Origin of the sequence: Bacillus sp. FSL W8-0519 (assembly GCF_038005585.1) — a bacterium.
GTDB lineage: Bacteria > Bacillota > Bacilli > Bacillales > Bacillaceae_G > Bacillus_A > Bacillus_A paranthracis.
In genome coordinates, this window is sequence record NZ_JBBOTL010000001.1 from 4281625 (window position 1) to 4296278 (window position 14654).

The 14654-nt window shown below is 36.3% G+C and carries 15 protein-coding genes and 1 other annotated feature; of the genes, 3 read left to right on the plus strand and 12 right to left on the minus strand.

Translation table 11 applies throughout. The features are described from left to right. Positions 1 to 125 precede the first annotated feature (125 nt). The 3 genes from NST14_RS22500 (at position 126) to NST14_RS22510 (ending at position 2538) form a co-directional block, all read left to right on the plus strand. A complete protein-coding gene (locus NST14_RS22500; protein WP_000973745.1) occupies positions 126 to 1268 on the plus strand; it encodes an IscS subfamily cysteine desulfurase in 1143 nt (380 codons plus the stop codon). After that, positions 1268 to 1810: a transcription repressor NadR gene (locus NST14_RS22505; protein WP_000812272.1), complete on the plus strand. Its 543-nt coding sequence runs from the start codon at positions 1268 to 1270 to the stop codon at positions 1808 to 1810. Before NST14_RS22500 ends, NST14_RS22505 begins: the two co-directional genes overlap by 1 nt. An 80-nt stretch (positions 1811 to 1890) precedes the next feature. Further along, positions 1891 to 2538 (plus strand): MOSC domain-containing protein, encoded by a 648-nt coding sequence (locus tag NST14_RS22510; RefSeq protein ID WP_000510674.1) that lies wholly within the window; start codon positions 1891 to 1893, stop codon positions 2536 to 2538. 62 nt (positions 2539 to 2600) lie between these two features. Here the strand turns inward: NST14_RS22510 and pheA are convergent, their stop codons facing one another. The 12 genes from pheA to NST14_RS22570 form a co-directional block, all read right to left on the minus strand. Continuing rightward, positions 2601 to 3452, minus strand: a complete 852-nt coding sequence (gene pheA / locus NST14_RS22515) for a prephenate dehydratase (RefSeq protein WP_229143030.1) — start codon at positions 3450 to 3452, stop codon at positions 2601 to 2603. A gap of 96 nt (positions 3453 to 3548) precedes the next feature. Next, positions 3549 to 5462, minus strand: a complete 1914-nt coding sequence (locus NST14_RS22520; protein ID WP_061185544.1) for an ABC transporter permease — start codon at positions 5460 to 5462, stop codon at positions 3549 to 3551. Between the two features lie 49 nt (positions 5463 to 5511). After that, entirely contained in the window at positions 5512 to 7434 is a 1923-nt protein-coding gene (locus NST14_RS22525) for an ABC transporter permease (RefSeq protein ID WP_229143031.1), read from the minus strand. Beyond that, positions 7409 to 8185: an ABC transporter ATP-binding protein gene (locus NST14_RS22530; protein WP_000114533.1), complete on the minus strand. Its 777-nt coding sequence runs from the start codon at positions 8183 to 8185 to the stop codon at positions 7409 to 7411. The genes NST14_RS22525 and NST14_RS22530 overlap by 26 nt, the downstream gene beginning before the upstream one ends. 93 nt (positions 8186 to 8278) lie before the next feature. Further along, on the minus strand, positions 8279 to 9361 hold the full coding sequence (locus NST14_RS22535; protein WP_000864967.1) for a HAMP domain-containing histidine kinase: 1083 nt from the start codon (positions 9359 to 9361) through the stop codon (positions 8279 to 8281). Then, complete coding sequence (locus tag NST14_RS22540) at positions 9351 to 10058, minus strand: response regulator transcription factor (RefSeq protein WP_000276715.1); 708 nt, start codon at positions 10056 to 10058, stop codon at positions 9351 to 9353. Before NST14_RS22540 ends, NST14_RS22535 begins: the two co-directional genes overlap by 11 nt. 139 nt (positions 10059 to 10197) lie before the next feature. Continuing rightward, positions 10198 to 11484, minus strand: coding sequence for a GTPase ObgE (obgE, locus tag NST14_RS22545; protein ID WP_000497115.1), 1287 nt, complete (start codon positions 11482 to 11484; stop codon positions 10198 to 10200). Further along, complete coding sequence (locus tag NST14_RS22550) at positions 11484 to 12032, minus strand: sporulation initiation phosphotransferase B (RefSeq protein WP_001037006.1); 549 nt, start codon at positions 12030 to 12032, stop codon at positions 11484 to 11486. The genes obgE and NST14_RS22550 overlap by 1 nt, the downstream gene beginning before the upstream one ends. A 63-nt stretch (positions 12033 to 12095) precedes the next feature. After that, entirely contained in the window at positions 12096 to 12386 is a 291-nt protein-coding gene (gene rpmA / locus NST14_RS22555) for a 50S ribosomal protein L27 (RefSeq protein ID WP_000944958.1), read from the minus strand. Between the two features lie 3 nt (positions 12387 to 12389). Beyond that, positions 12390 to 12734 carry a ribosomal-processing cysteine protease Prp gene (locus NST14_RS22560; protein WP_001993153.1) on the minus strand — a complete coding sequence of 115 codons (345 nt, stop codon included), beginning with the start codon at positions 12732 to 12734 and terminating at the stop codon, positions 12390 to 12392. A gap of 11 nt (positions 12735 to 12745) precedes the next feature. Beyond that, entirely contained in the window at positions 12746 to 13054 is a 309-nt protein-coding gene (rplU, locus tag NST14_RS22565) for a 50S ribosomal protein L21 (RefSeq protein ID WP_000270908.1), read from the minus strand. 14 nt (positions 13055 to 13068) lie between these two features. Then, positions 13069 to 13146 (minus strand) — a sequence feature (ribosomal protein L21 leader region). Between the two features lie 77 nt (positions 13147 to 13223). After that, entirely contained in the window at positions 13224 to 14612 is a 1389-nt protein-coding gene (locus tag NST14_RS22570; protein ID WP_103102215.1) for an Rne/Rng family ribonuclease, read from the minus strand. Between the last annotated feature and the right edge of the window lie 42 nt (positions 14613 to 14654).

Below are 14654 nucleotides of genomic sequence, written 5' to 3' on the forward strand. Positions count from 1 at the left end.
AACTGTCTTGACACCTATATTTACATAGTTTTAAAATAATGACAAGAGTTTTTTTATAATTCTTATTTTCACTACCATTTAAAAAAATAAAAGAAATGTAACTCTTACTAGAGAGAGGAACTTACATGATGATATATCTTGATTATGCAGCTACTACACCTATGAGCGCGGAAGCATTACAAACATATACGAAAGCAGCATCGCAATACTTCGGAAATGAACAAAGTTTACACGATATTGGAGGAACAGCCTCTTCTTTATTACAAGTTTGTAGAAAAACATTTGCCGAAATGATTGGCGGAAAGGAACAAGGGATATTCTTCACGAGCGGTGGGTCAGAATCGAACTACCTTGCGATTCAGTCCCTTCTCAATGCCCAAAATAAGAAGCATATTATTACGACACCTATGGAACATGCATCCATTCGAAGTTATTTTCAATCCTTACAATCAAAAGGGTATACAATTACTGAAATTCCTGTTGATAAAAATGGACTCATTCGTTTAATAGATTTAGAAGCATCTATTACAGAAGATACTGTTCTAGCAAGTATACAGCACGGAAACTCTGAAATCGGAACCGTTCAAAATATCGCAGAGATTGGGGCACTTTTAAAAAAATATAACGTTTTATTTCATTCAGATTGTGTACAAACCTTTGGTAAACTTCCTATCCATGTTTTTGAGATGGGGATTGATAGTCTTTCTGTTTCAGCACATAAGATATACGGACCGAAGGGTGTTGGCGCTTGCTATATCAATCCGCAAGTTCGCTGGGCACAAATATTTCCGGGAATCTCTCACGAAAGAGGTTTTCGTCCAGGTACAGTGAACGTTCCTGGCATCGCAGCTTTTTTAACAGCTGCTGAGAATATATTAAAAAATCAACAAGAAGAAAGTTTACGTTTTAAAGGGTTACGATCTTACTTTTTAGAGCAAATACGAACACTTCCGCTAAAAATTGAAGTAGAAGGTCATTCTACTTCTTGTTTACCACATATTATTGGGGTTACAATAAAAGGAATAGAAGGCCAATATACAATGCTAGAATGTAATCGCCGCGGTATTGCCATTTCTACCGGAAGTGCTTGCCAAGTTGGTAAACAAGAACCTTCGAAAACAATGCTTGCAATTGGAAAAACGTATGAAGAGGCAAAACAATATGTCCGCTTCTCTTTCGGACAACAAACAACGAAAGATCAAATTGATACTACTATTCATGCACTACACACAATTGGAAATCAATTTTATAGAGGTGTTAAATCATAATGAAACAAAATGAACAAAAAAAGATTTTAGGTGAAGAAAGACGACAGCTTATCCTTCAGTGGCTTCTCGCTGCAAATGAACCGTTATCCGGAAATGAGCTATCGAAAAAGACAAACGTAAGTAGACAAGTTATCGTGCAAGATATTTCCTTGCTTAAAGCACGAAACGAACCGATCATTGCGACTGCTCAGGGCTATTTATATTTAAAACCACAAGAAAAACAACAAGCTTTCGAACGCGTAATTGTATGCCAACATAAGCCAGCAGAAGTACGTCAAGAACTTACAATGCTTGTTGACCACGGCGTTACAATTAAAGATGTAAAAGTTGAGCATCCTGTATACGGTGACTTAACAGCATCCATCATGGTAAGTAATCGCTTTGATGTAGAGCAATATTTACAAAAAATCGAAAATACAAACGCTTCCTATCTATCGCAACTAACAGATGGTATTCACTTACATACAATTGAAGCGGATTCTAAAGAAAAATTAGACGCTGCTTGCGAGGCTTTAGATAAAGCAGGATTTCTCGTTTATTAATGTAAAGCACAGAGTTTTTTATCATTCTCTGTGCTTTTTTAATGATATAATATTGTAATCAATTGTAAAGGAGATCAAAGATGGGAATTGAACTCGTTCACTTTAGCATTGGCAAACCGAAACAAATGAAATATGGCGAAGATAAAGAAATGATAACAGGTATATGTAAAGATTCTACGGAAGAAGCTTTTCTCTCAAAAGATGGCTTCCTTGGTGATGACGTAGCGGATTTAAAACACCATGGGGGACCTGATCGTGCAGTTTGTGTGTACCCACACGAGCATTACGCACTATGGGAAGAAGAATTCCAAACAACACTCCCCGCTTCTGCATTTGGCGAAAACATTACCGTAACAAATATGTTAGAGCGTGATGTTTGCATCGGAGATACATACAAATTAGGTGAAGCAATCATTCAGGTGACACAAGCAAGAGTACCTTGTAGCACGATTTCAAAACGCCTCGGTATTCCTGGCATACTGCCGCGCATTGTAGCAACTGGATTTACTGGCTATCTATGCCGCGTTCTTCAAGAAGGTACTGTACGTAAAGATTCTAAAATTACTTTACTAGAACGTCAACCGAGCAATGTTTCTGTCTTGTTCTCTAACGAAATTTATTTTCATAATAGAAAAGATAGAGATGGCATCGAAAAGATTCTTGCTGTTCCAGAACTAGCTGATGTTTGGCGTGGTCAGTTAGAAGATCGTCTTGCGAAGTTAAAATAAAGAATCCCACCATTTATAGGTGGGATTTTATTGATCTATCACACGGTATAACCTAACTCCCCTTATAACCAATAAGAAGAATAACTCCCCAGCACCGTAACAGAAAAACCGAGTGCTTCAAGTTCCATCGTTACGCCTGGCAATAATACATCATCATATGCTTTATCGACATCGATTAAGAAAAAGTAATTTCCAAGTCCTGTTTTCATCGGGCGCGATTCGATTTTGGATAAGTTTAATTTTCTCCATGCGAAAGCTGATAACACTTGATATAGTGCCCCTGCATAATCAGCAGGTAACGTTATCATAAGCGTCGTTTTCTCTCCGCGGTTTTCTCCATTATTTGAGAGTATTACTTTCTTTTTCTTATGGAGTACTAGGAAACGTGTATGATTATTTTTATGTGTATGAATGCTTCGCCTTACAATCGTTAATCCGTATTTCTCTGCAGCTGCTTCATTTGCAATGGCAGCAATTTTTTCTTCAGGATGTTCTTTCACATATTGCGCAGCAGCACTTGTTGATGTCATATCTCGAGCAGTTATCCCTTTTAATTCTTCATTTAAAAACTTATGACATTGTGCAATAGCGTGTGGATGAGAATGCACTGCATATACTTCTTCCCACACTTCTGCATACTGCGGATGTACAAGTAAATGTTGCTGAATGGGCACTGTAATTTCTCCTACAATAGAAAGTGGTTGCTCATGCACGAGATAATCAACTGTTATATTCACTGAACCTTCTATAGCGTTTTCTAGTGGTACCACTGCATAATCTACATTTCCATTTGCAGTTGCATCCATACAGTCTGGAATCGTTCGATACGGTACATGCTCTGCTTCCGGAAAAAAACGACTCACCGCCATATTTGTAAATGTTGCTTCTGGTCCTAAATATCCTACTCGAATCATCGTCTTTTCCCCTCTTTTTCGTTTTCTTACTGTTATACCATACTTTTTTATATTCTTCTATGTAAATTTCGAATATTAAAAAAAGACTAGCATTTGCTAGTCTAAATGTTTCCTATATTCTCTTTGAGCAAAAAAGAAATAAACGATGCATGCAACAATATAAAATAGAATAAACAAGCCTACTTTTCGTAATGAACCATCCATAAAGATTGTATTATGAAATGTATATAACGCAACCGCACTATGCATACTTCCTACTATAATTGGCGCAAAAAATAGCATACATAATTGCCAGCGAGAAATCTTCCACACTTCTTCTTTCGTCATTCCAAGCTTAGAAAGCGCCCCGTACTGCTTTCGATCCGATGCAATATTATGAAACCATTTAAAGTATACGATACTACACGATGTAAGGAAAAATAATATACTAATGAATGAGCCTACAAATAGAGTAATATCGCCGCCCTTTTTCATAGTTACATAAAATTCCATATTACTTCGAAATGCATGATCTTTATCTTGTTTCATATGTTTCCGTAAATCTTCATTTAATTCTTTCGTATTTTCGATACTTGGTAATGTATAGCCTCTATATATCATTTTTTCAGAATCAGGAACCTGATTTGCTATACTGTCAAAGTCTTTATCATTCATGACGAAGAACAGACCGTTAATGTGCGAAGGATGATAGTTAAATTGGACCCCTTCCTTTTGACCGTTAAATACGAAGGAATAAGTTTGATTCATTACTTGTAGTTGAATCTCTTTTTGATCATATACATTCGGATGATTGTATTTATTATAATAAACAAGTGTGACTGTTCCTTTTTTAGGATGATACGTTTTCTGTTTTTGTTTTCTTGCCTCCTGATTGTATTCACTTTCTTTAATGAGTGGCGCTACTTCTGTTTCTCCCTTATTGGTCTGAAAAGATGCATACACTCCAACAAAACTCATAAATTGAAAATCATCATATCCATATTGATGCAGTAATTGTTCAACCGTACCTTCCTCAAAGACTTCATGGGTAGAAACACCTTTTTCTATGTATGAAAATGAGTGTGCGCCCCCATCTCGCCACATATCTTGCATGCTAGAAAAATATAAGAACACCGTACCTGTTGCTGTAACTACAAATGTCGTTGCCATAGAAAGCATAAAGAAAAAGCGACCATTTTCCTTCATTCGATGTGACAATTGATTCACTATAAATAAATACGGATATGTATACATAATCTTTTTATTTCGTTTTATTATTTCTAATATTTGAGCAGTGCCGTGTGTAAAAGAAAAATACGTTCCGAAAGAGACAAGTATAGACACAGGGAAAAAATAGACCGCTATCGTTAGTATGGTCGCTTGTAACGCTAACGCATATCCTATACCTAAACAAATAAATCCGAATATACAAAGCCACATTGATGTTTTCTTCTCTTTTTTATCTGCTCGAAATTCTTTCAATAACCGAATGATTTTTATATTCCATATACGTAAAGCACTTATAAATGATAAGACAACAAATACGACCATATACGCAATAAATGTTCCCCCAATTGCTCTCAAGTCAAATATGACAGGGAGTTCTTTCGGAAGCCCCAGTAACATACTAAACACCATAAAGAAGAGCTTTAAAAAAATCATGCCAAGCCCAATACCAAAAATATTAGCAAATACCCCGATCAACATTTGCTCGGTCATAATTACGCCAATTACGTTAGATTTCGTTGCTCCCATTAACATATATAATCCTAATTCTTTCTTACGTGCCTCTATGAAAATAGAAGTAGAATACAAAATAAATATGACGAAAAAAGAAATGATAATAACATTACATATGATCAGTCCCCAGCGTACGTTTTGATACCACATCGTCTCTTGCATATACGGATGTACAATGACGGACATGTATGCAAAAGACGCAAATATCGCAAAACAACTACTTAAGAAAAATACTTTATAATTACGCCAATTTCCTTTTATATTTTGCAGCGCTAGTTGCCGAATGTTCATCTATCGTCCTCCTGTAACTTACTACATAGGCAAAAAGCTAGAGGTTCCCCTAGCTTTTTACGTGTTTTAAATATCCTCTTTGCGCGATCATAAAGTAAATCGCAGAAGCTAAAATGTATGCTCCAATTACAAGCGCACCTGATTTCCATAAATCGAGATAAAGCATTTTTCCTAACGTATGAAGAGCAAATCCACTATGAATAGCGCCGATGACAATTGGGATAAAGAAGATAACGCCCATTTGTCGAATTGCAATTTTACGAATTTCTTTATCTGTCATACCGATTCTCTTTAACGATTTAAATTGAATACGATCTTGTTCTTTATCGTTAAACCATTTAAAGTATGTCATACTACAAGCGAAGAAGAAGAATAGTACAGCTACAAAGAAACCGATGAACATTGTAATTGCACCACCTTCTCTTATAGCCTTATACGCAAACACTGAATTTCTCAATTCCCCTTGCTTTTCTGGTGCAATTTCCTTTTTCAAATCTAGCACAAGATCTTCGGTACTTTTCCAATCTTCAATATAATAACCATAATATTTCGTCTTTTCTTCATCTGGTACAAGCTTTGCATATTTCTCAAAGTCTTGATCATTCACAATAAGATATTCGCTATCGTTAAAAACAGAATATGACGTTGGCTCGTTTAATTGAACAGACTGCTTTTGTCCGTTAATCTTAAATTCATACGGTTTCGTACGATCTATTTTCATAAGTTCATTTGCTGCATCAACCATAACCATCGTCGCGCTACCTGGTGCATTATGAACCTCTGTAATTTGCTCTTTCTTTTGTTTACGCACTTCCGCGTTATATTCTTTTTCTGAAATAATCGCTATTGGTACTTCACGTTCACTGTTAAACAACATTATTTTCTGTGTTGCAGGTAGTTTTACATAGGTTACTTTTCGTGCATCTTCAAACCCATTTCTTTTTACAATCTCTTGTACTTTTTCTTCATTAATAAGGCTATGCGTATTTAATCCCTTTTCCTCATATGAAATAGCATGTGGCGTAAGCTCTATCGTTTTCGCACTCATATTTTCAAAATATACGTACAGTGTACCTACTGCTGAAGATACTACCGCCGTAATGATAGAAATTACAAATAAAAAACGAGCATTATCCTTCATTTTATAAATAAGATTGCTAAGTACGAACATATTTGGGTATGTATAAAAAGATTGTTTTCGTTTTTGCAATGCTTTTAATACAACTGTACTTCCTTGTGTAAATAGTAAATACGTTCCGCCAATGGTCAATCCTACAATTGGTAAGAAATATATAATAAAATTCATAATGGTTACTTGGAAACAAAGAACATATGCAGCAATAATACATCCTATACCAACTATGCATAACCATGTAAATGCAAAAGGCTCTACTTTTTGTTTTCTTGCTTCTCTTAATAAATCAATAATTTGCAAGCGCCCTACTGTCCAAACACTAAACAATGATAGGATTAAAAAGAGAATAAAGTACACACCAGCTGTAATAAGAACTGCTTTACTATTCCATACGAGCGGTAGTGTTTTATCAATTTTTAGTAATACACTCAGTGCTTGGAAAAATAGTTTTGAGCAAAGCATTCCGACCCCAATACCAACTACAATTGCAATACTACCTAACATCAGTTGCTCTAATATAATCATTCGGCCGAGCTGCGATTTCGTTCCGCCTATTAATGTTAGTAGACCAAACTCTTTTTTTCTTGCTCGTAAAAACGTTGAATTTGCATATAAAATAAAGAGTGCTGAGAAGATGACTACAATATAATTCATTGATTCTAACCCTTTTGAAATCATCTCCCTCATACTAATATTACCGCCTACAACATCTGGATGATAAATGAAGGAAGCATACATGAAAAATACGACTATCGATAAACAACTACTTATAAGAAACGCTTTATAATTACGCCAATTTCCTTTTACATTATTAAGCGCGAGCTGGCGAAAGTTCATGATATTCCCCTCCTAGCATCGCAAGTACGTCCAGAATTTCTTGGAAAAAGGCTTGTTTCGTTCTTCCCTTATGTATTTCTGAGAAAATCTCTCCATCACGTATGAAAAGAATACGTTCGCAATAACTCGCCGCTACTGGATCATGCGTTACCATTGCAATTGTTACTTTCTTTTGTTCATGCAAATCTTGCAACGCGCTCATTAATGATTTTGCCGACTTAGAATCTAAGTTTCCAGTTGGCTCATCTGCTAAAATTAGCGTCGGTTCATGAATGATCGCTCTCGCAGCTGCTGCACGTTGTTGTTGGCCACCTGATACTTCATATACCTTTTTATTTAAAATGCCCTCGATATTTAAAAACTTTGCAATCTCAAGCACTTTTGCATCGATTTCATTTACAGATTTCTTCGCCATTACAAGTGGTAAAATGATATTTTCTTTAATCGATAACGTATCAAGTAAGTTAAAATCTTGGAAAATGAATCCCAAATGTGTACGGCGAAACTCCGCTAATTTTGCAGCACGCATTTGATTAATTTCTTCCCCATTTACAAGCACATGACCTGAAGTTTGCTTATCAATTGTTGCTAATAAATTTAAAAGCGTTGTTTTTCCGCTCCCTGAAGGACCCATAATCCCTACAAATTCGCCTTCTTCTATTTTAAAATTTATATCATTTAAAGCAGTCGTTGCTACTGAACCTTTCGATTGGTACACCTTCGTTAATCCTTTTACTTCAAGAACACTCATTTCTAATCCCCCTATGTGTTTTCTTCTTACATTTACTATAAGAAAAATAAGAAAAAGAAACGAGTGATTTCCCTTACAAAACGTTTTGTTATCTTACAGTTTTGTCATTTTTCTCATTAATGTATGATATTCTTCATCTTTTGCAAATTGGAACGTGAATGTTGTCCCTTCCCCTTCAGCCGATTGCACATACATACCGTGATGTAAATTATCACAAATTTCCTTCGTAATATATAAACCCATTCCAGTCGCTTCTCTCGTTTTCCGGCCATTTACCCCTGTAAAGAATGGATCAAATATACGCTTTACATCTTGCTCTGGAATACCGATTCCATTGTCCTTAATATGTAATAACACCTTTTGATCTTTCTCTTCAATTTGAAATTGAATTTCCTTTTTCTCTGCTTCCGAAATTTTTGTATACTTAATTGCATTTACAACAATTTGTCCTATAGCAATACTGAGCCATTTTCTATCAGAGGCAACCATACAAGTATCTTCCTCAAACATCACTTTCGGAAATACAGACGATTGAATGAAGGACTTTCTATTTTCATTAATAATACCTCTAATAATATCTATCACATTTACTACTTCTACTTTATAATCTTTCGCAAACTGCTCTAACCTTGCCATATGTAACGCTAAATCTAAACCATTTAGTATGCGATTATTTTCTTCACGAATACTTTCAACTGTTGCCCTTGCTTCACGATGCTCTTTACCAAACTTCTGTAATAGTAACTCAATAACAGATACCGGTGTTTTCATTTGATGAATCCATTGGTTCATAAATATCATTTGCTGTTGTTCTTTTGCATGTTGTTTATGAACTTCATTCATATATTGCTGTCTTAATAGCGTAAACGATTCAACGACCATCTCTTGCTCTGCCGTATAAGAAGTATCAATAAGTAAGGAATCATGTAATGTATTTCCGCCAGTAACATACTTTTCAATCCTCTTTAAAAACACACTTCGTTTTCGGTAATCGTAAATGAGATATACAGTAAAAACAACTGTCCCTAATAAAAGTCCGTATAACCACGTATTCCAATCAATAGATCGCTTTTCTAAAAGACTTTGCAACTGCAAAACGAGCCCAAATAAACAGAGGCTAACAATGTAAGAAAGAATTAAAGAAAAGCGGTCCATGAGGTAATCTTTAACCTTCATGTCCTTCTCCCCACTCTGTAAGAAGCGCATAACCGTATCCACGTTTCGTTACAATTGCATTTTTAATGCCTAGCTCCTCTAGTTTCTTTCTTACACGTTTTACATTTACGGTTAATGTATTATCATCAACAAAAGCTACCTCATCCCAGAGGGCTTCTAACAATTCTTCGCGCGTTACATATTGATCTGCTTGTTTCATTAAACACTCTAATAAGTAAAATTCATTTTTTGTCAGTTCTGTTTGTTGCCCTTGCCACTCAACAACGTGCTGAGATGGGAATAACAACAGTCCATTTACACCTAAACAATCGCTTTCTGCCGCAGAAGCATACTCACCATACCCACGACGAAGTGCACTTTTTACCTTAGCCATTACAATGTCTAAATGGAATGGCTTCGTAATGTAATCATCTCCGCCATTTTCAATTGCCATTACTTGATCCATTTCCCCCGTTCTTGCAGAAACAAAAATAATTGGTGCATTCGATACAGTGCGGATTTGACGACACCAATAGAAACCATCAAAATACGGTAAATTAATATCAAGTAACACGAGATGTGGATTTACTTTTACAAACTCATCTTTTATATGTCGTAAATCACTTGCTCGAAATGACTGATAGCCATACCTTTCTAAATGCTCCTCTAATATCCCCGCGATTTTTTCATCGTCTTCTACAATTAATATTTTATACATGTTCACTTTCTCCCCATAAAAAGTTCTTATAAAACCACTTCTTTTTCTATTATAAATTGAAAATTTAATTAGTGGGGATTTTTTCCTGTATAAATCAGACTTTTACGATATAAAAAAAGACTGCCATATTTCGGCAGTCTTAGTCGATAAATTCAAATTCATATTCAAGAATTTTTACAATATCTCCGTCTTTTGCACCGCGTGCACGAAGCGCTTCATCAATACCCATTCCGCGCATTTGGCGAGCGAAACGACGTACAGATTCATCACGTGAGAAGTCTGTCATCTTGAATGTTTTCTCGATATCGTAACCAGAGATAACAAACGTGCCATCACTTTCACGTGTAATGTCAAATTTAACACCTTCAGTCTCAAGTTTGTACATTACACTTGTATCAGACTCATCCGCAACTTCATGTATTGGGAATTCAGGTGTTGTTTCTAATAAGTTCGCTACTTCAAATAGTAAATCACGAACACCTTGTTTCGTTACAGCTGAGATTGGGAAGATTTTTACTTCGTCTCCCACTTTCTCTTTAAATGCTTGTAAGTTTTCTTCTGCATCTGGCATATCCATTTTGTTTGCAACAACAACTTGTGGACGCTCCGTTAAGCGAAGATTGTATTCTTTTAATTCATTATTAATCGTTACGTAATCTTCATATGGATCACGGCCTTCTAAACCAGACATATCAATTACATGCACGATTACACGTGTACGCTCAATATGACGCAGGAATTGATGACCAAGTCCAACGCCGGCATGTGCGCCTTCAATTAGTCCAGGAAGGTCAGCCATAACGAAGCTGCGGTTATCACCTGTTTCAACAACACCAAGGTTTGGAACGATTGTTGTAAAGTGATACTCTGCAATTTTCGGACGTGCTGATGATACGACAGATAATAATGTAGATTTACCTACACTTGGGAATCCAACAAGTCCAACGTCTGCTAGTACTTTAAGTTCTAGAATGACATCACGTTCTTGACCTGGTTCCCCATTCTCAGCAATTTCTGGCGCTGGGTTCGTAGCTGTTGCGAAACGTGAGTTACCACGGCCACCGCGGCCACCTTTTGCAATTACAGCTGTTTGTCCATGTGTTACTAAATCCGCAAGAATTTGACCTGTTTTTTCATCTTTTACTACCGTTCCTGGCGGAACTTTAACGATTAAATCTTCAGCTTTACGACCGTGCTGCCCTTTACTCATTCCGTGCTGACCACGATCAGCTTTGAAATGACGTTGGTAGCGGAAGTCCATTAATGTACGTAAGCCTTCTTCAACAACGAAAACAACATCTGCACCTTTACCACCGTCGCCACCTGCTGGACCACCTTTTGGAACATACTTCTCACGACGATACGCAACCATTCCGTTACCACCGTCGCCGCCTTTTACATATATCTTGACCTGATCTACAAACATTATTTCACCACACTTTTTTCAATTGGTTGTAATATAACTGAGACTTCTTCGTCTCTTACTGTATAAGAAATGGAATACCATTTATTGTTTTGGTTCGCAAGCCAATTCTGTAGTTCTTCTACACTCGTTAGCTTACCACGAAAATCAAAAAAGAAACGAGCATTCTCCGCGTCACATTCAATTGTGATACAAACATAATTTTCAACATATACGTCTAAACTATGCTGAAGCATTGAGAAAAATTGATTCGTCCATGTACATACAGTCTCATCTAAGTGAGATAAGTTATGTAAATTCCCTAATACTTCGTACTCCAATAAGCACGGCTGCTGTTTCCAATTATATGTTAAAATCCACTCTGAAAATAAAGGCATTGATAGCCCCATCAGATTGGATTCTTGTCTCGCTTCTTGGACAAAACGATCGATGAGACTATGAATTTCTTCCACTTTTCCAAGGGAAAGGTTTCCTTTCACCATCTGCATACGATTGAGCCAATCATGTCTTGAATGGCGCAATGCATCTATAATTGTCCATTTTTTATTCATTTAGATACTCCTTAATATAGAAAAACTCTAACCTGCACTCAGGTTAGAGTTTTCCGTGAGTTCTTATGCTTCTTGAGCAACAGGATATACGCTCACTTGTTTGCGGTCACGGCCAAGACGCTCGAAGCGTACTACGCCGTCAACTTTCGCGTATAAAGTGTCATCGCCACCACGACCAACGTTAACACCTGGATAAATTTTTGTACCGCGTTGACGGTAAAGAATTGAACCACCTGTAACCGTTTGACCATCTGCGCGTTTAGCACCAAGACGTTTTGACTGAGAGTCACGACCGTTCTTTGTACTACCTACACCTTTCTTAGATGCGAAAAACTGAAGATCTAATCTTAACATACGTTACACCTCCTGCACTTTTTCTATTAAACGGATATACTTTCCGTAATCAAGTTCGATCGTCTTAAGCGAAACAACCAATCCTTCTAAAAGTATCTGTGCTTTTTCTGCTGTATGAACGTCTAAATCATTAGGCAATTCATACGTTAAGAATCCACCATCACTTCCGAGTTCAATAGTTGCCTGCACATTACAAAGTTCTTCCACAGCATTTATGGAACCAAACACAACCGCTGTAGTTCCAGCACAGACAAGATCTTGTCCATGTGGCGCATAATCGGCATGTCCAGTCATTTTAAATGATTGGATACTTCCTAATTTCGTGCGACTTATCGTAATTTTAATCATGTTAACCAGAATTAAGCGTTGATAGCTTCAACAACTAGCTTAGTGTAAGGTTGACGATGACCTTGTTTCTTACGATTGTTCTTTTTCGCTTTGTATTTGAAAACGATGATTTTCTTAGCGCGACCGTGTTTTTCAACTTTCGCAGTAACTGTTGCACCTTCTACAACTGGGCTACCAACTTTCACGTTTTCGCCACCAACGAAAAGAACTTTGTCAAAAGTAACAGTTTCACCAGCTTCAACATCTAATTTTTCAATGTAGATTTCTTGACCAGCTTCAACTTTGATTTGTTTTCCACCTGTTTCGATAATTGCGTACATACTTGCACCTCCTCTTAATTACTAAGACTCGCCAAAAACGAGGTAGACATAAATGCCTTTAAGGAACCTGTCTTGTGCGGTTGTAGCATATAGCCGTTTAGGTGCTATAAACTATAACATAAAGATGTTATCATGAATCATAGACTATTGTCAATGAAAGTTCTAATAACTATTTTTTCCGTTCTATAATTTCTTTTTTACTTCCAAAACGGATAATAGCGTACTTTTCGATCATATCATCTTTGAAATAAATTTCAAATGGAATATTTTTTTGTAATTCTTTTTGCAAAAATTGTTTTTGTAATTCTTTAGGTGCAGAGATTAATACTGCCTCATCTTCTATATTGCCATATGTAATTAGCTCTCTCTCTAGCTCATACGCAATCGTTTCATATGACATGACATAACCCGTCGCTTTGCACGATGCACACTCTTCAAGTAATACGTCACGTAAAGAATGTTTTTTACGTTTACGCGTCATCTCTAAAATCCCTAACTCTGTAAACCCAAGCACCCTTGTATATGTACGATCATGTTGCATAGCAGCGATGAGACATTCTCTTATTTTTTCTTTATCTTCTCTTCTTTTCATATTAATAAAGTCAATTAATATCATACCACCAATATCACGCAGTCTTAATTGACGCGCTATCTCTTCAGCTGCCACTTCATTTGTACGAAGGACTGTATCTTGTAAATTCTGTTTTCCAGTAAACTTACCCGTATTCACATCAATTACAGTCATCGTCTCCATTTGTTCCACAATTAAATAAGCACCATTTGGGAGCCAAACAATTTTTTGAAGTGCTTTCTCAATCTCACGCTCTATGCCAAAATGGTTAAATATTGAAGACTTTTCATTATAAAAAGATATTTTTTCTTTGCCGACTTTTTCTTCTAATTCTTTTACTATACTTCTTGTATCTACAACTACTTTTTCAATCGTTTCAATTGGATTCTCTTGAAATACACGATCTAAAAAGGTTGCTGGCCGATGGACTAGTAACGGTGCCTTTCCTTGGCCCTCTTTTCTTTTTAACTCTTCATATAACTGCTGTAACCTTTGCATTTCAGCTTGTATTTCTTCAATTTCTCCTTTTTCAGAAGCTGAGCGGAAAATATAACCTCCTTTCCCTTCTACTTCAATTTGGAGTAATTGTTGCCTTCTTTTATTGTTTTTTATTTTCCGAGAAACCGCACGCATTTCATCATATGGCATATAAACGACATATTTCCCGGTAAATTCTATATTTGCTGTCAATTTTGGTCCTTTCGTATCAATTGCCTCTTTTACAACTTGTACGAGTACCGCTTTTCCTTCATGTATATGATAAGAAGATGGTACATCATCGTACGAAAGATAAGCATGTTTTTCTAAACCTATATTTACAAAAGCCGCATTCATTCCAGCAATCGTTCTTACGATACGTCCAACATAAATATGCCCAACAATCTCTTGTTCTTCATTTCGTTTCCATAAAAACTCAACAATTTTCTTCTTCTCTTCAATTGCAACGCGTTTTTCCGATCCAGCGTAGTTCATATATAACGTTTTCAAAATACTTTCCTCACTTTATAATCTTCTTTGCTTTTACAATAA

Coding starts and splice junctions, on each gene's coding strand:
- NST14_RS22500 (WP_000973745.1), top strand. CDS start 126: ATGATGATATATCTTGATTATGCAGCTACTACACCTATGAGCGCGGAA.
- NST14_RS22505 (WP_000812272.1), top strand. CDS start 1,268: ATGAAACAAAATGAACAAAAAAAGATTTTAGGTGAAGAAAGACGACAG.
- NST14_RS22510 (WP_000510674.1), top strand. CDS start 1,891: ATGGGAATTGAACTCGTTCACTTTAGCATTGGCAAACCGAAACAAATG.
- pheA (WP_229143030.1), bottom strand. CDS start 3,452: ATGATTCGAGTAGGATATTTAGGACCAGAAGCAACATTTACAAATATG.
- NST14_RS22520 (WP_061185544.1), bottom strand. CDS start 5,462: ATGAACATTCGGCAACTAGCGCTGCAAAATATAAAAGGAAATTGGCGT.
- NST14_RS22525 (WP_229143031.1), bottom strand. CDS start 7,434: ATGAACTTTCGCCAGCTCGCGCTTAATAATGTAAAAGGAAATTGGCGT.
- NST14_RS22530 (WP_000114533.1), bottom strand. CDS start 8,185: ATGAGTGTTCTTGAAGTAAAAGGATTAACGAAGGTGTACCAATCGAAA.
- NST14_RS22535 (WP_000864967.1), bottom strand. CDS start 9,361: ATGAAGGTTAAAGATTACCTCATGGACCGCTTTTCTTTAATTCTTTCT.
- NST14_RS22540 (WP_000276715.1), bottom strand. CDS start 10,058: ATGTATAAAATATTAATTGTAGAAGACGATGAAAAAATCGCGGGGATA.
- obgE (WP_000497115.1), bottom strand. CDS start 11,484: ATGTTTGTAGATCAGGTCAAGATATATGTAAAAGGCGGCGACGGTGGT.
- NST14_RS22550 (WP_001037006.1), bottom strand. CDS start 12,032: ATGAATAAAAAATGGACAATTATAGATGCATTGCGCCATTCAAGACAT.
- rpmA (WP_000944958.1), bottom strand. CDS start 12,386: ATGTTAAGATTAGATCTTCAGTTTTTCGCATCTAAGAAAGGTGTAGGT.
- NST14_RS22560 (WP_001993153.1), bottom strand. CDS start 12,734: ATGATTAAAATTACGATAAGTCGCACGAAATTAGGAAGTATCCAATCA.
- rplU (WP_000270908.1), bottom strand. CDS start 13,054: ATGTACGCAATTATCGAAACAGGTGGAAAACAAATCAAAGTTGAAGCT.